Annotated in this window: 21 protein-coding genes; 9 read left to right on the top strand and 12 right to left on the bottom strand. The window is 49.1% G+C overall.

Annotation, left to right across the window (positions count from 1 at the left end; all coding sequences use genetic code 11):
* Nucleotides 1-30 precede the first annotated feature (30 nt).
* Entirely contained in the window at nt 31-909 is an 879-nt protein-coding gene (gene cysM, locus K0H59_RS16130) for a cysteine synthase CysM (protein ID WP_220053690.1), read from the bottom strand.
* A 208-nt stretch (nt 910-1117) separates the two neighbouring features.
* Here cysM and cysP point away from each other — a divergent pair, with 208 nt between their 5' ends.
* The 4 genes from cysP (at nt 1118) to K0H59_RS16150 (ending at nt 5160) form a co-directional block, all read left to right on the top strand.
* Nucleotides 1118-2125 carry a thiosulfate ABC transporter substrate-binding protein CysP gene (gene cysP / locus K0H59_RS16135; protein ID WP_011718011.1) on the top strand — a complete coding sequence of 336 codons (1008 nt, stop codon included), beginning with the start codon at nt 1118-1120 and terminating at the stop codon, nt 2123-2125.
* 183 nt (nt 2126-2308) lie between these two features.
* Nucleotides 2309-3154, top strand: a complete 846-nt coding sequence (cysT, locus tag K0H59_RS16140) for a sulfate/thiosulfate ABC transporter permease CysT (RefSeq protein WP_088210373.1) — start codon at nt 2309-2311, stop codon at nt 3152-3154.
* A 9-nt stretch (nt 3155-3163) separates the two neighbouring features.
* Nucleotides 3164-4033, top strand: a complete 870-nt coding sequence (cysW, locus tag K0H59_RS16145) for a sulfate ABC transporter permease subunit CysW (RefSeq protein WP_220053691.1) — start codon at nt 3164-3166, stop codon at nt 4031-4033.
* Complete coding sequence (locus K0H59_RS16150) at nt 4030-5160, top strand: sulfate/molybdate ABC transporter ATP-binding protein (RefSeq protein WP_220053692.1); 1131 nt, start codon at nt 4030-4032, stop codon at nt 5158-5160. The genes cysW and K0H59_RS16150 overlap by 4 nt, the downstream gene beginning before the upstream one ends.
* A 123-nt stretch (nt 5161-5283) precedes the next feature.
* Here the strand turns inward: K0H59_RS16150 and K0H59_RS16155 are convergent, their stop codons facing one another.
* From K0H59_RS16155 to K0H59_RS16175, 5 genes are all read right to left on the bottom strand, one after another.
* Nucleotides 5284-6429 carry an HlyD family secretion protein gene (locus K0H59_RS16155; RefSeq protein ID WP_220053693.1) on the bottom strand — a complete coding sequence of 382 codons (1146 nt, stop codon included), beginning with the start codon at nt 6427-6429 and terminating at the stop codon, nt 5284-5286.
* A 1-nt stretch (nt 6430) separates the two neighbouring features.
* Nucleotides 6431-6847, bottom strand: a complete 417-nt coding sequence (locus K0H59_RS16160; RefSeq protein WP_220053694.1) for a DUF3302 domain-containing protein — start codon at nt 6845-6847, stop codon at nt 6431-6433.
* 516 nt (nt 6848-7363) lie between these two features.
* On the bottom strand, nt 7364-7819 hold the full coding sequence (locus K0H59_RS16165) for a hypothetical protein (protein ID WP_220053695.1): 456 nt from the start codon (nt 7817-7819) through the stop codon (nt 7364-7366).
* Nucleotides 7820-7865: 46 nt separating this feature from the next.
* Nucleotides 7866-8063 (bottom strand): hypothetical protein, encoded by a 198-nt coding sequence (locus tag K0H59_RS16170; protein WP_220053696.1) that lies wholly within the window; start codon nt 8061-8063, stop codon nt 7866-7868.
* Entirely contained in the window at nt 8050-9537 is a 1488-nt protein-coding gene (locus tag K0H59_RS16175) for an AAA family ATPase (RefSeq protein WP_220053697.1), read from the bottom strand. The genes K0H59_RS16170 and K0H59_RS16175 overlap by 14 nt, the downstream gene beginning before the upstream one ends.
* 217 nt (nt 9538-9754) lie before the next feature.
* Here K0H59_RS16175 and purT point away from each other — a divergent pair, with 217 nt between their 5' ends.
* The 5 genes from purT (at nt 9755) to K0H59_RS16200 (ending at nt 16578) form a co-directional block, all read left to right on the top strand.
* Nucleotides 9755-10930, top strand: coding sequence for a formate-dependent phosphoribosylglycinamide formyltransferase (gene purT / locus K0H59_RS16180; RefSeq protein WP_220053698.1), 1176 nt, complete (start codon nt 9755-9757; stop codon nt 10928-10930).
* 235 nt (nt 10931-11165) lie between these two features.
* Nucleotides 11166-12644, top strand: coding sequence for a DUF3142 domain-containing protein (locus tag K0H59_RS16185; protein ID WP_220053699.1), 1479 nt, complete (start codon nt 11166-11168; stop codon nt 12642-12644).
* Nucleotides 12634-14931, top strand: a complete 2298-nt coding sequence (locus K0H59_RS16190) for a hypothetical protein (protein ID WP_220053700.1) — start codon at nt 12634-12636, stop codon at nt 14929-14931. Before K0H59_RS16185 ends, K0H59_RS16190 begins: the two co-directional genes overlap by 11 nt.
* A 144-nt stretch (nt 14932-15075) precedes the next feature.
* Nucleotides 15076-15486, top strand: coding sequence for a hypothetical protein (locus K0H59_RS16195; RefSeq protein ID WP_088210365.1), 411 nt, complete (start codon nt 15076-15078; stop codon nt 15484-15486).
* Nucleotides 15487-15600: 114 nt separating this feature from the next.
* Nucleotides 15601-16578 carry a transposase gene (locus K0H59_RS16200; protein WP_088210364.1) on the top strand — a complete coding sequence of 326 codons (978 nt, stop codon included), beginning with the start codon at nt 15601-15603 and terminating at the stop codon, nt 16576-16578.
* 244 nt (nt 16579-16822) lie between these two features.
* Here the strand turns inward: K0H59_RS16200 and K0H59_RS21300 are convergent, their stop codons facing one another.
* The 6 genes from K0H59_RS21300 to K0H59_RS16225 all read right to left on the bottom strand — a co-directional run bounded on the left by K0H59_RS21300 (nt 16823) and on the right by K0H59_RS16225 (nt 22385).
* Complete coding sequence (locus K0H59_RS21300; RefSeq protein WP_254915675.1) at nt 16823-16951, bottom strand: hypothetical protein; 129 nt, start codon at nt 16949-16951, stop codon at nt 16823-16825.
* A 1093-nt stretch (nt 16952-18044) separates the two neighbouring features.
* A complete protein-coding gene (locus K0H59_RS16205; protein WP_088210363.1) occupies nt 18045-18998 on the bottom strand; it encodes a D-2-hydroxyacid dehydrogenase in 954 nt (317 codons plus the stop codon).
* Between the two features lie 46 nt (nt 18999-19044).
* On the bottom strand, nt 19045-19689 hold the full coding sequence (locus tag K0H59_RS16210; protein WP_088210362.1) for an outer membrane beta-barrel protein: 645 nt from the start codon (nt 19687-19689) through the stop codon (nt 19045-19047).
* 55 nt (nt 19690-19744) lie between these two features.
* Nucleotides 19745-20533 carry a co-chaperone DjlA gene (gene djlA / locus K0H59_RS16215; protein WP_088210361.1) on the bottom strand — a complete coding sequence of 263 codons (789 nt, stop codon included), beginning with the start codon at nt 20531-20533 and terminating at the stop codon, nt 19745-19747.
* A 98-nt stretch (nt 20534-20631) separates the two neighbouring features.
* A complete protein-coding gene (murU, locus tag K0H59_RS16220; protein ID WP_220053701.1) occupies nt 20632-21297 on the bottom strand; it encodes an N-acetylmuramate alpha-1-phosphate uridylyltransferase MurU in 666 nt (221 codons plus the stop codon).
* Nucleotides 21294-22385, bottom strand: a complete 1092-nt coding sequence (locus tag K0H59_RS16225; protein ID WP_220053702.1) for an aminoglycoside phosphotransferase family protein — start codon at nt 22383-22385, stop codon at nt 21294-21296. The genes murU and K0H59_RS16225 overlap by 4 nt, the downstream gene beginning before the upstream one ends.
* Between the last annotated feature and the right edge of the window lie 106 nt (nt 22386-22491).

Below are 22491 nucleotides of genomic sequence, written 5' to 3' on the forward strand. Positions count from 1 at the left end.
AGAAAAGACAAATTTCTATCTAAGTTAGAATTAAGAAAATAACCCAGATGATAGATAACGGTCGCCCCTATCGCACACAATTGCGACCACAACGGAACCCGGATTCTGCCTCGCAATCTCGAGCGCCGCAAACACAGCACCGCCAGAACTCACGCCAGCACAAATACCTTCTTCACGGGCCAAGGTTCTCGCCATGGCTTTCGCATCTTGCTCCTCAATATCCATCACCGCATCGACACGGGTAGCATCGAAAATACCCGGTAGATATTCCTGCGGCCAGCGGCGGATCCCCGGGATCGAACTGCCATCGGCGGGTTGTAGCCCGACAATAGTGATATCGGGATTGCGGCTCTTTAGGTATTTCGACACGCCCATGATAGTGCCTGTGGTACCCATGCTAGAGACAAAGTGAGTGATCTTACCTTGGCTCTGCTGCCAAATTTCGGGACCAGTGGTCTGAAAATGGGCGTTAGCATTATCTTGATTATTGAACTGATCCAGCACCTTACCTTTGCCTTGTGCCTGAAGATCTAAGGCTAAATCCCGCGCGGCTTCCATATTGTCCACCAGCAGCAACTCGGCGCCATAGGCCTGCATGGCATCCTTACGCTCCTGGGTCGAATTCGACGGCATGATCAGGATCATCTTGTAGCCTTTAATCGCCGCAGCCATGGCTAAGGCTATGCCCGTATTGCCACTGGTGGCTTCAATCAGGGTATCCCCGGGGGCTATCTCTTGGCGAAGCTCCGCCTGAATAATCATATTCAGCGCCGCTCGATCCTTTACCGAGCCAGCCGGGTTATTCCCCTCCAGCTTTAACAATACCGTTGAGCTACCACAATCAAGCCGCTGCAAACGCACCAGCGGAGTTTGCCCAATACAGGCTTCAATAGTCGGAAAGTCAGACACTCGGTTATCCTTTATTTGATAAAAGCGACTCAGTATTCGAGTATTTTAAGATGCTTGGACGCAACAAACACGTGAATATCATCAACGGCATACAATTAATCGCTCATAGTTATTCAAAAAAGTTCTATTTGTGTGGCTTTTTATAAATAAAATCTTCTATTACTCTATTCCTATACACTGACACAGTTGCCAGATTAAGGAGTACAAAATGCCAGTAAAATTGACTAAAGCCCTGCTGGGAACCCTATTACTGGGAACCTCCCTCAATGTGGCAGCCGCCGATCAGACACTATTAAATTCCTCATACGATATCGCGCGGGAATTATTTAATGCCTATAACCCTGTTTTTGCTAAACATTGGCAAGAACAAACCGGCAAGACCGTTGAAATCAAGCAATCCCATGCGGGTTCTTCCGCTCAGGCTCGCTCGATTCTGCAGGGCTTACCCGCCGATGTAGTGACCTTTAACCAAGTCACCGATGTGCAAATCCTGCATGACCGCGGCAAGTTAATCCCAGAAAACTGGCAACAACTGCTGCCTAATGCAAGCTCACCTTACTACTCTACCATCGCGTTTTTGGTACGTAAGGGCAATCCAAAGCAAATCAGCGACTGGAATGATTTAGCGAAAGATGACGTTAAGCTGGTGTTCCCGAACCCAAAAACCTCGGGTAATGCGCGCTACACCTACTTAGCAGCCTTAGGTTATGCCCAGAAAAACTATGGTAAAGATAATCAGGCTTCATTAGATGAGTTCTTGAAGAAGTTCCTCGGTAACGTTGCCGTATTCGATACGGGCGGCCGTGGTGCAACCACGTCGTTTGTAGAGCGTGGCATCGGCGATGTGCTGATCACCTTCGAATCTGAAGTGAACAATATCCGTCAGCAATATGGTGCCGATGATTACCAAGTTGTCGTGCCTAAAACCTCGATTCTGGCGGAATTCCCCGTTGCCGTCGTAGAGAAAAACGCAAAGCGTAACGGCACTCAAGAATTAGCGACCGAGTATTTAAACTATCTTTACAGCGAAGAAGCACAACGTTTGTTAGCCGGGTTTAACTACCGCGTTCACAACGAGAAGGTTGTTGCCGAATTTACCAAACAGTTCCCAGCGGTTGAGTTAATGACCGTTGAGCAAATCATAGGTAACTGGGACAACGCCATGAAGACCCAATTTGCCAATGGCGCCAAACTGGATCAGTTATTAAAACGTTGATCATCCGCTTGGGTACCTAAGTCACCAAATCCACAACCCGGGCAATGTCCCGGGTTTTGTGGTTATATTGCGGCAACGGACAAGGTCGCTATCACAAGTTGTCTTTATCGCGATTGAGCAATAACGTGCTAATGGCATAATAATATTGGATTAACTCCATTAACCTTATCGGGTGGTTATTCAGTGATATTTAATAATGGGCGCTTACGCCACAAGCGGGTTTTGCCGGGGTTTAGTATCAGCCTAGGTGTGTCTTTACTGTTTGTTAGCTTAATTCTCTTGCTTCCCACCACTGGCCTGATTATGCAAACCAGCCAGATGAGCTGGGCCGAGTATTGGGGCGTGATTGCAGATCCCCGCGTGCTGGCAAGTTATAAAGTCACTATTTTATCTGCACTGGCCGCCTCCCTGTTTAACTGCCTTTTCGGCCTGTTACTCGCCTGGGTGTTGGTGCGTTACGAGTTTCCGGGTAAGCGTATCCTCGACGCCTTAGTTGATTTACCCTTTGCCTTACCTACAGCCGTGGCGGGTATCACCCTAGCAACTCTGTACGCAGAAAATGGCCAGATTGGTAGCCTATTGGCCGAAATCGGGATCAAAGTGGCCTACACACCATTGGGGATTGTGGTTGCGATGATCTTCACCAGCATTCCCTTCGTAGTGCGAACCGTTCAGCCCGTATTGGAAGAGTTATCCCACGATGAAGAAGAAGCTGGCATGACCTTAGGCGCAACCGATGGTGCCGTATTTTGGCGGGTGATTTTACCTTCCCTCTGGCCTGCCTTAGTGGTCGGTACTGCGCTGTCTTTTACCCGCAGCCTAGGTGAGTTTGGCGCGGTGATTTTTATCGCAGGCAATATGCCCTACATCAGTGAAATCACCTCCCTGATGATTTTCGTTCGTCTACAGGAATTTGATTTTGCCGGCGCCAGCGCCATTGCCTCCGTCGTGCTGCTGACCTCGCTGTTGCTGCTACTGCTGATTAACCTGTGGCAGGCGCGTTATTTACGCCGCATTCACGGCCGATAAGGAGCCACCATGAACTCATTTAAACCGTTAAGAGTCGGTGAAGCGCCCCTTATCAAATGGAGCCTAATCACCCTAGCCGTTTTCTTGGCCATGGTGTTATTGCTGCTGCCCTTAGTCAGTATTTTCCAGCAGGCCTTCGTCGGTGGTTGGGAGCGTTATATCGAGCATCTCAGTCAACCCGACTCACTCCACGCCATTGGGTTGACCCTTATAGTCGCCGCGCTGACCGTGCCGATTAACTTAGTGTTTGGGGTACTGCTCGCCTGGAGCGTAACGCGCTTTGAATTTCCCGGGCGTAAGTTACTTATCACCTTGATTGATATCCCCTTTGCCGTATCGCCCGTGGTCGCAGGCTTGCTCTATTTACTGCTTTACGGCAACAGTGGCTGGCTCGGGGCTTGGTTATTTGAGCACGATTTACAGATCATGTTTGCCTGGCCGGGGATTCTGTTAGTCACCATTTTCGTGACCTGTCCCTTTGTTGCCCGAGAATTAATCCCCTTGATGCAGCAACAGGGCGCATCGGAAGAGGAAGCCGCGGTTATTCTTGGCGCCTCATGGTGGCAACTGTTTCGCCGCGTGACTCTGCCAAATATCAAGTGGGCGCTGATTTATGGGGTGATCCTCACCAATGCCAGAGCCGTGGGTGAGTTTGGTGCCGTTGCCGTAGTATCTGGCAATATCCGCGGTGAAACCAACACATTACCTTTGCATGTGCAATTACTTTACGAAGATTATCAGGCCGAAGCCGCCTTCGCGAGCGCGTCACTGCTTGCCTTGATCGCCCTATGTACCTTACTACTAAAAGCCTTAGTAGAGTGGCGCCAACAACGCAGCTTATCCGCCAATGACAACCAAGAGCAGAGCCAATCATTATGAGTATTCGTTTAACTAATATTTCCAAAAAATTTGGCCAATTTCAGGCGCTCTCGCCGCTCAATCTGGATATTCAAGAAGGTGAGATGATAGGTCTTCTCGGCCCTTCCGGCTCGGGTAAAACCACCCTATTGCGGATTATTGCCGGCCTTGAAGGCGCAGATAGCGGCCAAATCCATTTCGGTAATCGCGATGTGACCCAAGTGCATGTGCGCGACCGTAGAGTCGGGTTTGTGTTTCAAAACTACGCCCTGTTCCGCCATATGACGGTTGCCGACAACGTCGCCTTTGGGCTCGAAGTCATTCCGAAAAATCAGCGCCCGTCTAAGGCCGAAATCCAAAAGCGCGTCAGCCATTTACTCGAAATGGTGCAACTTGGCCACCTAGCACAGCGCTACCCTGAGCAGCTCTCGGGCGGACAAAAACAGCGTATAGCCTTGGCACGCGCCTTAGCGACTCAGCCCGAAGTGCTATTACTGGACGAGCCCTTTGGCGCCCTCGATGCTAAAGTGCGTAAAGAACTGCGCCGCTGGTTGCGCAGTCTTCACGATGAGTTGAAATTCACTAGCGTGTTTGTGACCCACGATCAAGACGAAGCCTTAGAGCTTTCCGATAGGGTGGTGGTGATGAGCAACGGCAATATCGAGCAGGTCAATACTCCGATTGAGTTGTACGCCCAACCCAATAGCCGCTTTGTGTTTGATTTTTTAGGTAACGTCAATCGGTTTGAAGCGAGCTGGCAACAAAATCGTTGGACTAATGGTGACGCCTTCTTAGTACCACCGGAGCAAACGCCACTGCAACAAAACGGCGCGCTCTATGTTCGTAGCCATGAGCTAGCACTGGCGGATAAACCCAACAGCCAAGCCCATATTCCCTTTACCATAGTGGCGATAACACCGGTGGGCGCAGAAGTGCGTGTCGAACTGGCGCCTATCGGCTGGCAGAGTGAAGAACTGTGGGAAGCCACCTTTACCCACCATCATCTGCAAGAATTAGGACTGCAAAAAGGCAGTGTGGTCTACGCCACCCCAAGAACGGCTTATTTCTTTGGTGAACAAGGTGATGGCTCGCCTGTGCGTCAAAGCTGGCCCTTCCTCCCGCCGGGCAGCTTGGCCTTCGATATTTAATCGCAGCCAGCATTCGTCTACTGCACATAACAAAAAAGCGCTGACAGTCATGTCAGCGCTTTTTTTATTCACTCTTGGCAGCTTAACACCAGCTCCGAGCGAAGTCGTTAGCGTAAAACTCCACTAGTGCCCATCGAAGAACAGATAGTTTAGCCAGCCCTGCATCCGCAGCAGCACTTTACGCATCACGGCCACATGGTGGAAATGTTCTGTATACACAGCCACTTGCCCAGCAACGCCCGCCGGGAATTGGCTGCGTATCGCATCATCTTCAATATCGATTAATACGATAACCCGGCCACTTTGGAACAATTGATTAGACGATTGCAGCGTACCATTCATCTGAATTTCCCCCTCGGCCATTGCGGGGAGAACCTTAGCAACTTTGCCCTTAAACACTTGCCCAGGCGCCGCATCTAATACCACTTCCGCCTCATCCCCTTCTTGCAAACGCAGCAGGGAGTTTTGCCAGAATGCGCCGGCAAAATAACGCTGCTCATCGGGGATAAAACTCATCACCGGCCGTAAAGGTAAAGGCACCGCCATTGCACCTGGGCGCAGCGCCATTTGGGTGACTATTCCATCGGCGGGCGCCCGCACGACGGTTTGCTCGAGATTATAGAGCGCGCTTTCAAGATCCCCCTGTAGTCCTGCAACCTTCGAATTGACCCCATCCACATTGGACTCATAGGCAAGACGTGCGCGTAACTCTTCGGCCTGTGCGGCCGTTAGCTGAGCCTCAGAGGCTAAAAACAGTTGGCGACGATTGTCTAATTCCAGCGCAGTGAAGGGAGAATTTGCCCCACCTTTACGATGGCCTTGCTCATAGCGATCATAGGCCGATTTGTTGCGTTCCCTATCCGCAGCCACTCTAGCCACATTCGCCTTGGCAGCTTCCCAAGCGGCCGCAAGTTGTGGCACTTCTTGCTCCGCCGCTAACAACGCCGCTCTTTTACGTTTTACCACGGCTTCGAAGGGAGCTGGGTCGATTCGAAACAGCACATCCCCTTGTTTCATCGGCGTATTTGGCTTAGCCTCCACCGAGATCACTAAACCTTTTACCGCGGGTGTAATCGGGATAGTGACATAGTATTCCCGCGCGAAACGAGAATAGGGATGGTTGTAGTTCATGATAAGTAGCAGCGCCCCAATCAACACTACGCCCCCTAATACGGCGGTCGGCACTGTCCATTTATTCATTGGGATCTTAAACACTTTAAAAATCACAATGCAGATCGAGGCGTAGGTTAATATCAGTAGTAAATCCATGTTACACCTCGGCTTTTGGGCTAGTTTCGGTCACACTGGCTTCAGTGGGTATTGCCTCGGCTTGCTTCACCACCGCAGGCTTGGCTGTCGATTCCAGTTGTTCAAGCTTTGCCTGCAAGGCCAATACCGTTTCCCTTAGCGCTTTAACATCATCCTCCAATGCCTGCTCGCGCTTCATCACGGTATTAAATCCCCAGCCTCTATCCTCTCGATACAAGGTCGCCCAAATCCACAGAAACGGCCAAAGGGCATGCAAGGTAAATAAACTGACCCAGCCCGCGATATGCAATGCATCCTGCTGGGGATGATTGCGCTTTTTCGCAATTTCATAGGGGATATCGTGAATGGCAATCACGCCATAGAAGATCACCACTATGACAAAAAACAAAATGCCTAAGGCAAAATAATCCAAAAACATGTTCAGCTCCCACTCCCTTCCCGCTCTTTATTTCGGTTAGAAATCAATCCTCTTGCCGAAACAGACCTTTGCCAACTGTGCCTATCAATGTGCAGCACAATATAGTTCTACACCATGAAAACAAATTCGCAACAAATCCATTTAAATAGCTTGACCCAAAACACAATTGTTTGTTCCGATGAAACAAATGGCATCGAAGGAAGACTGTCACTAACGACAAGTCGCGTATGCCTAGATGTCTTGACGAAGAAGTGAATTATTTGCCAAATGCAGCAAACGGCGGGAAAGAGATGCTCAAACGTCTAGGCCTTTAAATCTTGTATCGAGAAGGCGCTAGCGAGAGTGAGCAGAGCGTAACGTAAGCACTAGATTTGCGGGAAAGTCATGCCAGCTTAGGTTTTTAAGGGGTAACACTGGATGTAAAAGCTAGCAGACCAAGGTTGGATAACGATATCCCGAGTCACTCTGGGGATTAACCCAAGAAGACAACAGACTAAGCGTTTAATTTCAAACGAGTTAGCATCGTTCTTGCCACTGACTCTCGACTAAATTGAACTCATAGTGGCTATCATGGGGGGCGATATTGGCGTTTAATTTAAAGCGTTGCCCACCCGCGGCAATCCAGCACTGGGAGAACCATTCAATAAGCGCGTTTGTCGCAATCTGCCAAGGGTCAAGATCTTCATCCTTTTCGATATATTCCTCTTCAAATTCATCGGGATAAACATGGTCTATGTCGAGTAAATGAGGATTAACTGGCGAGGCGTATGTAACCTTGCCATCGATATCCATAAAAAATACCCGCACAGGAAATTGGGATGAAAAACCATCGACGAAGACTTCAAATGCCAGCGTGACCACCTCTTGGGGGTAATCATGCGCAATCAATTGCTTAAGAACGGGCTGTAACTCATCCGTGAGATTGTCTAAGTAGACACCGACTTTTTCTGTAAACTCTTGCTCGAAACTCATCTCATCCCTGCTTATCATGCTGTACGACTGGAACGGCGAATATTACTCACACTAAAAACTTGCCATTAGAAACTGGAAAATAATCCATATCGACCAGCAAGTTAACACCAGCGGTAGTGATTTCCAACTCTTTCTCCAACCACAAGCCAACACTAATATCTAAAGTCGCTTTATGGCGGATAAGAACTGGATCCCCCATAAACCACAGCAGAACAATCAGCCAGCCCGGCCTACTCATGGGCATTGACTGTGCGCCCCGCTGCCCATTGCCTGAGAGCATTAATCTTATCGCCCATCACTATGGATAAAGGTTTGGTTTTGGTCAGCTCTTCTAACAACATATCTTGGTCAAGACTGCGCGCTAAACTGCGGGCGCTGTACATGGCGGCGATAACGGCTTGCTCGATTTCAGCCCCCGAAAACCCTTGGCTGTGGCGCGATAGCTGCGCAAGGTCGAGCCGAGTCACATCGATACCACGGCGCTGGCAATGGATTAAGAAAATCGCCTGACGTATGGCCTCGTCGGGCAAATCGACAAAGAAGATTTCATCCATTCGCCCCTTACGCATCAGCTCAGGCGGCAGGGCTTGAATATCGTTGGCAGTGGCGACAACAAATACCTCGGACTTACGCTCTGCCATCCAAGTTAATAGTGTGCCAAGAATTCGGGTCGAAGTGCCCTCATCACTGCTACTGCCGCTTAAGCCTTTCTCTATTTCATCAATCCAAAGGATACAGGGCGACATCATATCAGCCAGCTCGAGGGCGTTACGCAGATTCTTTTCAGTTTCGCCTATGTATTTGTTATATAAGGCGCCCATATCGAGCCTGAGCAAGGGTCGTTGCCATACGCCCGCGACTGCTTTGGCCGCAAGGCTCTTACCGCTGCCCTGCACTCCGAGTAATAACACGCCCTTTGGCGCATCGGGTTGTACCGTAGCCTTGGCATCGGTGGTTGCCTGCGTAGCTGGCGCGCGCTGCTTTAACCATTTCTTGAGATTATGTAATCCAGCAATCTGCGAAAAATCACTGGTGTCGTATTCAAATTGCAGCACACCGTTGAGATCGAGTAATTGAAACTTGGCTTTGTTGATAAGATCCACATCCGAATGGGTAATGGCGCCATCATCCACAATGGCCTTGTGGATCAACCGTCGAGCATCATCTAAGGTCACACCGCGCAGGTTTTCCGCCAGTTTAACTACAGCTTTATCATCCACGGTGAGCGGCATGCCTTGGCCGCGCACTTTATCCACTTCAAGGTAAATCAAGTTCTCAAGCTGGGAGGTACTCGGCAGGGTGAGCTGAAAATAGGCGCAATAACGCTTAATTTCGGGCGGGATCTCAAAGGCATGACTCACTAGCACCAGCGTATGTTGCAGTGCATCGTATTCGAGGGCGATTTCTTTAAGCAAACGGACATTCTTTGGCGCATCAACCACAAAGGGATGAAAATCACAGAGCACATAGATGCCCTGCTGGGTCGTCGATTTTATCTGCCCTAGGATATCGCTAGGTTCAGTATTAAATTTCTGCGCCGCCATGGGTTTATCGACCCGCGTAAGCCCTTGGGTAATGCTCCAAGTAAATAAGGGTTGATAGAGCACATTCGCCACCCGCTTAAGCATGTCTACAACACGGTATTCTTCATAGGTTTCAATCACTACGATGGGCGTTTTAGAACGTAGTACAGCGGTTAAATCGCGAATGTCTTGCATCTTAGGTTTCCATAATCCGTTATGAAACGAAAAGTTAACATAAAACACCGCCACAAACAGGATTTTTACCACGCCCAAACACTAATCGCTCTTAAATAGCTTGATCGAAAACACAGTTGTTAATTTCAGTCTCATGCTTTAGCGCCAATCGGGGTAGACTATGGCCCAAGAACGTCCCAAGGCGTCAATTATCCCAATATAAAAAGGTACCCACACCATGATAGGAACTCCCTACACAGAGGGCGCTCGACGCGCCATGTTGCTTGGCTGCGGTGAGCTAGGTAAAGAAGTCGCCATCGAACTCCAACGCTTAGGTGTTGAAGTGATTGGCGTCGATCGTTACCCCAATGCCCCTGCCATGCAAATTGCCCATCGCTCCCATGTGATCAATATGCTCGACGCTAAAGCGCTTCGCGCCATTATCGAGCTAGAAAAGCCCCACTTAGTGATCCCCGAAATTGAAGCCATCGCCACCCAAACCTTGGTCGAGATGGAAGCTGAAGGCCTTAATGTCGTGCCGACCGCACGCGCGACTCAGCTGACCATGGACAGAGAAGGCATTCGTCGCCTCGCCGCCGAAACCTTAGGCCTTCCAACCTCGCCCTATTTCTTCTGCGACACTGAAGCCGAATTTAATCAAGCCATTGGCAAGATTGGCGTGCCCTGCGTGGTCAAACCCGTGATGAGTTCATCGGGCAAGGGCCAGAGTGTTATCCGTGATGTATCCCAAAGCGCCAAAGCCTGGCAATACGCCCAAGAAGGCGGCCGCGCGGGCGGTGGCCGTGTGATTGTCGAAGGCTTTATCCCATTCGATTACGAAATTACCCTGCTGACCATTAGCGCAGTCAATGGCATCCACTTCTGCGCACCAATTGGCCACAGACAAGAAGACGGCGACTACCGCGAGTCGTGGCAACCTCAAGCCATGTCAGCCGACGTGCTGGCAAAATCCCAAGCAATCGCCAGCAAAGTGGTTGAAGCCCTCGGCGGTTATGGCTTATTTGGGGTCGAGCTGTTTGTGAAGGGGAGCGATGTCTACTTCTCTGAAGTCTCACCTCGTCCGCACGATACCGGCTTAGTCACCTTAATTAGCCAAGATTTATCCGAGTTTGCATTGCATGTTAGGGCGATTCTTGGCCTGCCGATTCCAAATATCCACCAACATGGCCCCAGCGCCTCGGCGGTTGTATTGGTGGAAGGAAAATCGAAAAACATTCGCTATCAAGGTCTTGCCGACGCCTTGGCCGCAGAGAATACTCAGCTCAGATTATTCGCTAAGCCTGAAATCGATGGTCGCCGCCGGTTAGGGGTTGCCCTCGCCCGCGATAAAGATATCGAAAGCGCGGTCAACAAAGCGCTGGATAGTGCATCTAAGGTAAAAGTGATTTTCTAGGCTTGAATGCTTAACGACTTGTCACCGACAACTTAGTGTTCAGTACCGAGATCAGCACCGCGCCCAGCCTGTTGCTGGGCGCGTTATTAAGGCGTTTAAGCCGAGTTAACCGCCATACCTTATTCACTCAAATTGATTTCGCGTCTAATGCAAAAGCCTGATGCAATCCAAGATGGTTTTGAGGCATAGTAGCCCTCTATTTGGCATGACCCACGCTAGGCTTTACTCTTATCCCATGGATTTACGCAGTCGTTATTCCACTCTCTTTCACTCTAAGCGCTTTCAGTCCAAGCACTTTGAGCTCAAGCGCTCAAAATCCTTGCAAGCGATACATAGCACCCTTTCACTTTTGCTCAGGTTATCCCAGCTACTGGCGTTATCCTTTGGCTTAGTTTTCCTATATGCCTGTCAACCTGCGAATCAAGATACATTGAGCATAAAAACAGACACCTCCGCCCAGCGTGAATTAAGTCAAGAGGTGTATGTGTGGCAGCGGCAATGGCGCGATGCCAATCAAAACGCCTTGATCGAAAGCCAAAGCACATTTAATGGCGTGCGCATCTTGGCATTACAAGCCCACCCCAAACCCAATGGCGCGGATATCTGGTTTGAAGTGCAGGTCAACCATGCTTGGTTACAGGCCGATCCTCGCCCTAAAGTGGCGGTAATAAGATTAGATGGCCAACTAACGCGCCTTAATAATCACGAAGCTCTCCAAAAAATCCTCGCACTAGTTCAAGACTGGCAGGCAAAGGGCACCAATCTTGCGGGAATTGAAATCGACCACGATAGCGCCAGCAGCAAACTCGCGGCCTATAACGCCTTTTTACGCGAGTTAAAAAGCCAATTACCCCACACACTTAAACTCAGCATTACCTCATTGCCCGCTTGGTTGAGCAGCCCGGAGTTTCCGCCGTTGTTTGACAATATCGATGAGCTGGTACTGCAAATTCACAGTGTCAGCGACCCACGTTTAGGGTTGTTCGATGCAGCGCAAGGCTGGCGATGGGTCGAGCAGCTGTCACGGTTAGCCAAGGTGCCCTACCTCATCGCCCTGCCGTCCTATGGCTCAGCGGTGTATAGCACAGCATCGGGTTATCGAGTGGAGAGTGAAGTGCCGATGCGAATGCCATTGGCAGACTCAGCATCTTCGCAGCATGTAGCGCGCCAGGAATTGATGGCCGATCCACAGATGTTGCAGTCCTTCGTTAAAAAACTGCACACTTTTGCCGACCCAAGGCTTAAGGGGATGATTTGGTTTCGATTACCCCTAGAAGGGGATAAACGGGTTTGGCCACTCTCGACCCTGATTGCGGTCGCCAAGCAGCAACCACTCGCCCCGCAGATTGAGCTAGAAATCTTAAACCAAGCCAATACTGAGCCTGCCCAACATGAGGCACCGAAAACCAGCTTATTTCAATTAGTGTTAGTCAATAAGGGCAATATTGCGGGCAAGTTGCCGGGCCAGTTGTCCCTAGCGGCGCAGGCGTGCAGCGGGTATGATGCCCAAAACGGTTATCAAGCCAAATTAACCCAAGGAACATTAGTGTGGCAGTTACCGCAAGCCACCTCAACGGAGCGCGCAGCAGAGCCTGCCTCCTCGCAGTTTGCGCCGAATTTAATCTCAGCGGTCGAGCTAAGCCCAAACGGGCGTAGAGTTATCGGTTGGGCACGTTGTGAGTCATTACATTTACAGGGAATTTATGCGCCATAAGCCACATTCATTATCAGCGAATCCTCTCCCTCGCTGGAAAACCAAATTAAAACAAACCAGTCTGATTGGCTTAAGTCTGTTTTCCCCCGCACTGTTAGCCTGTGGCCCAGACTTTCCGCTGCAATTAACCCAAGACAGGCAGTACAACCTAAGCTATTTACCGCAAACCAGTTTTAGCCAGCAACTTAGCGGTTTAGCTAAACCACTGGCTTGGCAGTTTCAAGATGAACCTGCGGCGCAGGAATACCTCTGGGACGAAGTGCATAGTCGCTATCTTTCCCAGACTCGCGCCTATGAAAACAGCGAGTTATCCGAGGCTCAGCTCGCGCTAGTCAATAGCCTGCGTGATGCGCAAAGCTTAGCAGAGGCCGAGCAAATCGCCGCGCAGTTAAAAGAGACCTTAGCGCCCGCCTTAACTTGGTACAGCCTTGGCGCCATGGCGTTTGATGCCAGAGAGTACGATAAAGCCAGCGATTACTTTAAAAAAGTCATCGCCCTACCTGAGAGTGAGCGTGCGGGTCGTAACCTGTGGGCGCTGTATAGCTTATCTCGTATCGAGCTGATAAAGAGCAAAACCGCTAGTGATAATAGCCATTTTGTCCAAGCCAATGCTTATTTGCAGCAGCTACAAGCAGAGGTGACTCAAGGCGCGGCCGATCCGCTGCGCTTGAGTTTGGCTGGCCTTGGCGAGCAGGCTTATATTCTGCTGCATCAAGGCCAAGCTCAAATTGAAGTCACTCGTGGGGAATATGAGCCGCCTAAAATAGATGTAGCCTTAAATCCCGCCACCTTAGATAAGGTTATTGAACTCTATGCCACCCAGTCGGTGCAGGGAGACAGTAGTGGCTATGATTCGCTGCTGATGTTAAGTCGCAGCTTAATGTCTAAAAATATCAATGAGCTAAAACCATTATTACAGCAGCCGAGTGTGCAACAGTTACTCATTGCCTACTGGCAGAGCAGTGCTAATGATTTCGCCTTCGACGGACAACTGATGGAGATGGGCCAAAAGGTTGCCGAAATCCTCACTGTATTCCCAACCGATGGTGTAGTACTGAGCCAGGGTGATAAGTTAGCGGCGATTTACTATCAATTGGGTGACTATGCCAGCGCCGAGCGCATGCTGGCACTCGCCAAACCGAGCGGCTTGACTTGGTGGCTCACGGCGAAGCTTATGCTGCAAAAGGGTGATCAAGCCCAAGCGGCTAAGGCCTATGCCCAAGCAGTGCATCATTTTCCAACCGATGCGACTTCAGGTACTGAGCACTTAAATGCTAAGGATACTCAACAACAGGCCATCGACGCCGATGCCCAGCAAGCCACCTATTGCCGTATTCGCGCCGAGCAGGGCGTGCTATCCCTCGAACGTGGTGAATATGTCGATGCTCTAGGCCAATTACTCGCCAGTGGCGATGAGTATTGGCAGGATATCGCCTATGTGGCCGAGCGCGTGCTCACCACCGCCGAGCTTAAGCTGTTTATCGACAAGCATGTGCCGGTAATGACTTTCGAGTATCCCAAGGACAGTGATTGGTACGATAGTGTCGAGCCAATCAACAATCGCCTGCGTTACTTACTGGGTCGTCGCTTACTGCGTGAAGGTGCCATTGCCGAGGCGCCTGTTTATTTCAGTAATCCCACACTCAACGCCAACGTGCTGGAGTATGGCAAGGCGCTGACCACTGCCAAGAATAGCAAGGGCATTGAGAGCGCCCGCGCCTATTGGGCGGCTGCCGAACTCGCGCGTCATCAAGGGATGGAAATCTTAGGCTTTGAATTAGCGCCGGATTATTCGATTTACGCTGGGATGTTCGACCTAAGGGATTGGTACGCTGCGGATAAGCTCAGCGATAAAGAGCAGCAACGCATTAGTGCCAGCCAAGCGATCCCCGATAAACGCTTCCACTATCGTTACCAAGCCGCCGAGCTAGCAAGCAAGGCCGCCGATCTCGTGCCCCACAACAGCCAAGCCTATGCGGCGCTATTGTGCCAAGCCACAGGTTGGGTGTTATATCGCGATGATGAACTCGCCCGCCGCTACTATAAAAAATACGTCGCCAATGGTCCCTTTGTGCCTTGGGCGGAGAATTTTGGTACGCAATGTGAAACCCCAGATTTTGACCGCGCCGTCGAACGGGAAAAAGCCAACCAAATCGCCAAGTGGAATGCGATTTACCACAAACTGAAAAAGCCCGTGGCCTATGGCTCACTGGTTATCACTGCAGCCTTGATCGGATTTATTGGTCTACGCAGACGATCTCGCCGAGCAAAAAACCATCAAAGCTAAAATCAACTGAGATGAAAAGTTAAATATGCCCAAACAACCCGAAGAGGCTGGATTCAGGTAGTTTGGGCATAAAACTAAAATTTTGTTGTTAGTCTCTATGATGGCTCCGAATACACAACAAATTGACCAATTACAACGAAAACAATGAAGAATCTAATATACATTACAATACTGTTACTTCTTTTGAGTTCAAACAGCTATGCACGGATTTGTTCGTCAGACGAGCCGACTGTCTGTATAGTCTCAATAATACATTTAATAGCCAACCCTGATGATTTTAACAAGAAAATAATAGTTGTTAGCGGTGTATATGATGAATTTGAAGATACATATCGACTCTACCTAGATTATGAGAAATATGAACGCCGAATGTCAGTTTATGCGGTCGAGCTTGAACTATCAGAAACTCAAAAGAAATCACTTCGGGCTCTCAAAGGCGAATACGTTCAAGTTAAAGGGGTGTATAATGCTGATTTAACTGGGGTAATTGGACTTTCTGCTGGTACGGTTACGAAAGTCACTAAATGGTTGCATGATGAACGTTTACAAAAGTAAAGAATCCACCTTCTGAAGAAGGTAGAAGATGAACAAAACCGGACACCCAACCTCAATAGCGCAGTAGCTAACCTCCGACTATGCTTTGGTTAAGCATTGAACAAGGAGGTTTGTATGCCGCGCCCTCGTAGAACTCAGATAAGTCTTGAAGACACACCTTATTATCATTGCTGTAGCCGCGTTGTTCGGCGGGCATTTTTATGTGGTGATGATACCTATTCGGGTAAAAACTACGACCATCGCCGCGCTTGGGTAGAGTCATTATTGTTTGAACTTGAAGCTGTTTTTGCTATTGATATCGCAGCCTTTGCCGTGATGTCTAATCATCTGCATGTGGTGCTGCGAGTCGATATCGAGACGGCCAATCGTTGGACAGACCGCCAAGTGCTTGAGCAGTGGCATAAGTTGTTTAAAGGCGATGAATTAACGCAAAAATTCGTGAAAGGTGAGTTAGTTGAAGCCCATGAGGTGAGCAGATTAAAGCACTCAATCGCTCTTTATCGCAGTCGATTATGCGACATTAGCTGGTTTATGCGCTGCCTCAACGAACCGATTGCAAGGCAAGCAAATCAAGAAGATAACTGCACAGGCAGGTTCTGGGAAGGGCGGTTCAAATCGCAAGCCCTACTCGATGAAGCTGCGGTGTTAGCCTGTATGGCCTATGTTGATTTGAATCCGATTCGAGCGCAATTTGCTGATACACCAGAACAATCCGACCATACCAGTATTCAACTACGTATTCGGGCCGCATTAAAAGGTAAGCAGCCAAGCAATCTCCTGCCTTTTATTGGTAACGAGTGCGACAACCAACCCAATGGCATTGCGTTTTCATTAACGGACTACCTTAAATTGGTAGATGATACGGGCCGAATTATTCGCAATGATAAACGTGGATACATCAGTGAAAGTAGTACCAAGATACTGAACAGATTAAATATCCCCCATGACAATTGGCTCAAGCTGACCACCGAGTTTGGCAAGCTATTTCATGGTCCTGTAGGCACATTGCAAGCACTAACCGATTATTGCGAACACTTAGAAAAGCGACGACGGCATTTTGCTAAATGCTGCCAGCACTTTTACAGCAACTGAAAACTACTTATATCATTTCAAAAGCCCCATCCAGAACACATCCCAAGCACTAAGGGATGAGTTATCTCGTCTGAAATGCTCTATTTTTAAAGGAATTAGCGCAATTTATTGCCTCAGATGTTGTCCCTGCGACTTTGATGGTTCTTTTTTAAACAACATTAACTGTTACAAGTTGTAGGTAAACCGAAAGTGCATTATGTTGTTGATTTAAAATGGGTGGCCAGATTTACTCATTTTGATTGCGTTAATCGCCTTTTTCGTGTTTGTGCTCTTTTAACTTTGGATGTTTTTTCTTATTTTCCTCGGTAACACGTTGTCGTTTATCAGGTGTTCCATCTTGGTTTGTTCTTTTAGGACCAGTTTTGATACCCATTTTGTCTCCTTGAACGAAGTTGAATGAAACCAAAACTAAAGTATTAAAACGGGTCGTATTCTAAAAGCACAAATAAGCAAAAAGTTGCATTTAATCACAAGTTACAACAGAAACAAGGTTGTTGATTACGCACATAACAAAGCATTTAAGAGGGATTCACAACGCTTGGTATTTTGGGTTTGAATAAGCCTTAGTGGTTACGGCACAATGGTTTAGGTTTGGGGGAATGCGTTGTTCCCCCCTTAATGCGGCGTTATGCATTTTGAGGTAATCACATAGTGATTCGGGCAATTAAAAGTCAGTTAAACTTACAACCTCAGTTCTACGCTGAATCAGCGAGAGTTGGCGGTTTCGGTTGCATACTTGGTGGAGTACTAGCGTTTTACCTTTTCCAATATATTTCATCGTTCTTTGGTATAGCCACTGATGTCCCTATCCGGCAATATGATCAAACGATAGTTGTTTTTATGTTCGCAAGCTGCCTCTTAACGCTTATTCTCTGTTTGTACATATTTTGTGTTTTATCGGCTTTCATTTACTACGGAATTAAGTACCAAAATGGACTCATTAGTAAAGACGAGTTTATAAATATCTCTTTTAAAGGTGTTTACCCAAAGCGCTGGCAGAAAGGCTATTGAAAAATGCATAACAAACGCCATCAAAACGCCGCTTTGCGGCTCGACTCGCAACAAATTGCTTGCGTTTGTGGCGGGCGTTATCTCCATAGATATTTTTATCTAAAACAGACTCGTTAGAGTTAAGGTTTTAACTCGAAAATGTCCCCAAACATGCTGTGTGTTTCTTTAAAACTTACAGGCTACGCTGATGCCAAATAGGTGAGCCATGGTGATTAGCGAGACGACCGTCCGCCCCACGGACGGGGCGGTCGAGCATCCAAGGATGGACTCGCTGCGCGTCGGAGAGCGAATACCATGGCTCACCTATAACTTAGCACTTAAATATCGTCTCCCCCCAATTTTATGCCGTTAACGGCACTATCCACCCCATGTATTACACTCTTCAGCACACAACGGTGTGACTTTGGAATAAACGCATTATCTCTTATCAAAAGAAACGTTCTAACCCACAAACCTTAGGGATTTACCCAATTAACTTTGTCACCAGCTAAATAGGCGCTGAGATTTGCCGTCGCGATATTTAGCAGGTTCTGTCGTGCTTCTTTGGTTGCCCAAGCATTGTGTGGGCTGATACTGATATTGGGCGCAGTGAGTAGCGGATTATCCGCACTCGGTGGTTCGGTTGAGAGAACATCAACGCCAGCAAAGACTTTGCCCTGCGCTAATGCCGCCGCTAGAGCTGCCTCATCAATTAAGCCGCCGCGCGCGGTGTTGATCAGTAGCGCCTGCGGCTTCATCAATTCGAGGGTTTGAGTGTTAATTAGCTTGGTCGTTTCAGGAGTGAGAGGACAATGGAGCGAGAGAATATCGGACTCCTTGAATACCGTATCGCGGGATGTCCAACTCACGCCTTGGGGTAAATCACGGGGTTCGGTGCGGGTATTCACTAATACCTTCATGCCGAAGGCTAAGGCGAGTTTAGCGACCTGCTGGCCAATATCCCCGTAACCAATCAAGCCTAAGGTTTTATCTTTAAGGGATTGCAGCGGCATTAAGGTAAAACAAAAGTCACTACAATTGCTCCACTGCCCTGCGGCAACGGCTTGATGGTGCGCCGCAACGGCTTGCGTGTGATGCAAAATATGGGCAAACACCATTTGCGCAACGGCATCGGGGCCATATGCGGGTACGTTGGTGACCACTATGCCTAACTCTTTTGCGGCGGCGAGATCCACCACGTTAGTGCCGGTGGCGAGCACACCGATATATTTAAGCTTTGGCAGTTGGGCTAAGGTATTGGTATCGAGGGGGGTCTTGTTGGTGAACACAATTTCGGCATCCTGAGCGCGGGGGATAATCTCGGCCGAGGGCGTGCGGGCAAAACAGCTAAACTCCCCTAACTCGCTGACCGCTTGCCAGGTTAAATCCCCAGGATTTAAGGTTTCACCATCGAGTACGACTATTTTCATCTTTACCTCTTAACTGCGTTTGCGCCTTGCCCATAAAGCAGGGGAATTAAAAACTGAGTTTGACTCCAAGATTGGCTTGCACTTGCCACATCACATCCGATGTCACATGCCATAGACATTGGTCTTCATTACAAAAAAGTGAGCTGTCACTGTCGATAAAAGTGGCGTAGCCACGCAAGTCCGCAAACAGCGCGAAGTTTTGCGTCATGCGGTATTCAGCACCGCCACCAATGCCCATGGAGAAACGGGTTTCCGTTGACCAATCATCGGGCATCATCCGAGTCACCCCGGCACTGGCGGTAATGTAGGGCTGAAAATCACCACTGGGGAAGAATAAGGTGCCGCCAAGGTGGATATAGTCAACATCTAAGGAGGCGACTAAGTCAGGGGTAAACAGACCGCCGCTTTTCAGCTCGGAGGATTGGCGACTGTAGAGCAGGTAAATATTGCCGGGATCGTTAGTGCCAATCCCTAACATGATGCCGTAATGGCTCGCCTCTTCGATACCCACACTTTGCTTATGATCGGTTTCAGCCTTGTTCGCATCGAGTTCATTGATATCGAACGAGCTACCACCAAAGCTGTAACCACCGTAGGGGGCGACAAACAGCTCGGGTTCGGCATAGGTTGGTAATGCGAGGGTTAGAGGTAACAAACCTGCTATCACAGTTAATCGGTTAACGTATTTCATCTTAATCCCTTATCTGTCGTTATTATTCCTTGCGTCGACAACGTTAACCGAAGCGTTAGCGCATGCCGCGCTCCGATTTCACCCTGTCGTACGCAGCTTGGATGTCCTGCGCTTTACGATTGGCAATTTCCATCATCTCGGGTGGTAACCCCTTAGCGATTAACTTATCGGGATGATGTTCATTCATCAACTTGCGATAAGCCCGCTTCACCTCTTGATCCGTCGCCTCAGCATTAATGCCAAGCAAATTATAGGCGTCGGTAATCGAGGTTTTATTACCATTAGAAGTCTGGTGGAAACGGTATTCCGCTTGCCAACGTTTAAGTAATTCATCGAGTTGCCCACGACCATACCCTAACTCTTGGGCCACCGTCATCAGAATTGCATGCTCAGCGGGATCGAGCTCACCGTCCGATAAAGCGGTTTGAATTTGGATCTCGATAAACATTTGCACCAGTTCTTGGCGACCTTGGGTCACGGCGCGAAAGGCTTGCAGACTGCTGCGCAGGTCAAAACCCGGCTCTTTACCCTCACGGAACGCCTGCTGCGCCTCTTTACGGGCTTCACCCGTTAAGCGCATCTGATCCATCAACATAGTCGCGATACGAATATCGGTCTCAGTCACACGACCCGATGCCTTGGCCACATGGCCCATTACGGCGAAGGTAGTGTTAAAGAATATCCCCTGTCGGTTTTTAGCCTGACCTAAAATCTGGCTAAAACTGGCGCCACCACCGACGCGTTTGTCGTAGAGATGCCCAAGCCATAAACCCAGTAACGCACCGAAAATACGGCCAAACATAAACCCGATAACAAATCCAAAAAACTTACCCCAAAGGCGCATCTTAATTCCCAATTTGATAATTTATTCAGTCACTCAATCGACATAGTGAGTGAAACTTTTCACTCAAGGCGCTAAACGTTAGGCGATATGCCTTACCATTACGCCAGCGCAGACTCTAATGCTTGCAGACGCGCAATCGTCCCGACATCGCACCAGAGTCCATTAAAGCGTGCTCCAGTGATCAGGCCATCGGCCATTTTAGCCCGCAGCAATGGCCCAAGGGCAAAGGCACCATCCGGCGTGCCGTCAAATAATGATGGGCGATATAAACCCATGCCAGAGAAAGTGTATTTTTGCTCGCCCTGCTCACGTACAAGGCCCTGCTCCAAGGCAAAGTCACCGTTAGGATGTTGCTCGGGATTCGGCACCAACCATAAATGCGCCAGAGCAGTATCCGCTAAGGGAGCAATCGTCGGCAAGGCATCGATAAACACATCGCCATTGAGCACTAAAAACGGCGCATCCGAGTCGTCAGTTAGCAAAGGCAAGGCTTGTTTAATTCCGCCACCGGTTTCGAGGGCCGATGCTTCGGCGCTATATTGGATCTTGACCCCAAAGGCGTGACCATCCCCTAAGGTTTCGACCAGCTTATGCCCAAGCCAAGCATGATTTATCACGATATCGACAATCCCTGCCGCGGCCAACTTCTCGATATGGTACACAATCAGCGGTTTACCTAAGACGGGCACTAAGGGTTTGGGCAGCGTGTCGGTCAAGGGGCGTAAACGCTCTCCCCTGCCTGCCGCTAGGATCATGGCCTTCATTGCTTGTCTCCCTGCTGAGTCTCTTTTCCCTTAGCCGCAAACGCTGGTACAACGCGCGATTGCACCCAAGCGGAAAATGGTGTGAGCGCAGGATAAAGGCTGGCGATATCGACAATGTACGACAAGGTTAACGGGATATCGGCCATATAGGCGGGCTTGTTATCCCGATAGTGCAAACGCGCAAAAATCCCTGCGGCCTTGATATGGCGCTGCAGCCCCATTAAATCAAACCAAGTTTGATACTGGGTAAAGGATGTTTGTGTGGGGATTTGCCCTAACTCAAGCACTTGCTGATAATGCTGCCGCATTAATTCCTGCACCATGGTTTGCGGCCAACGCACATAGCAATCCCGCAGTAATGACACGGCATCGTAGGTCACAGGCCCGAGCACCGCATCTTGGAAATCAATCACGCACAACTCGCCCTCTTTGAGCATCAAGTTACGGCTGTGGTAATCGCGGTGCATTCCCACCTTAGGTTGCGCGAGGGCATTGTCTACCAAGAGGTCAAAGCTCTTTTCAACCAGAGAGCGTTCCTCATGGCTTAGTTCGAGCTGTAAATGTCTCTCTAATAGCCACTCGGTAAAGATCCCCAACTCGCGGCGCACAAATGCCTCATCATATAAAGGCAATGGCTGCGTGCTGCCAGTAACAGGGTCAAGGCTTTCAACCACTGAGGCTACCTGAGGTAACAATGCCAAGGCGCGGCGATAGTAGTCCGCGACATTTGCCTCGGTCAGCACAGACAACAACTGAGTATCCCCAAGATCGCTCAGTAGCATAAAGCCTTGCTCGGCATCGGAGACGATGACTTTTGGAACTGTCAGTCCCGCCGCCGCATAGGCATTGGCGAGGGCGATAAAAGGCGCGATAGGCACTAAGGCGGGTGGCGAATCGGCAACAATGTAGCTCGCATCGCGGTCCGTGACCCGAAAATAGCGCCTAAAACTGGCGTCACCGGAAATCAGAATCGGGGTCACATCATAGGAAAAATAACGGTTCAGCCACTGATTAAGGGAAATAAATCTCGAGTCGGATAAGGTCATTTCATGGCTCTTATAGAAAAATTGCTTTATTATAGCTGGCATATAATTTGGAAACAGCTAAGAAATTGAGAGATTTATTTGCTGCGTTGCACTTGTAGTTTGCAACTTTCCCCGTCGATACTTGTCCAGACAAAGAAATCATTATTAT

The sequence above is a fragment of the Shewanella sp. FJAT-51649 genome (genome assembly GCF_019457435.1).
In the GTDB taxonomy this organism is placed as follows: domain Bacteria; phylum Pseudomonadota; class Gammaproteobacteria; order Enterobacterales; family Shewanellaceae; genus Shewanella; species Shewanella mangrovisoli.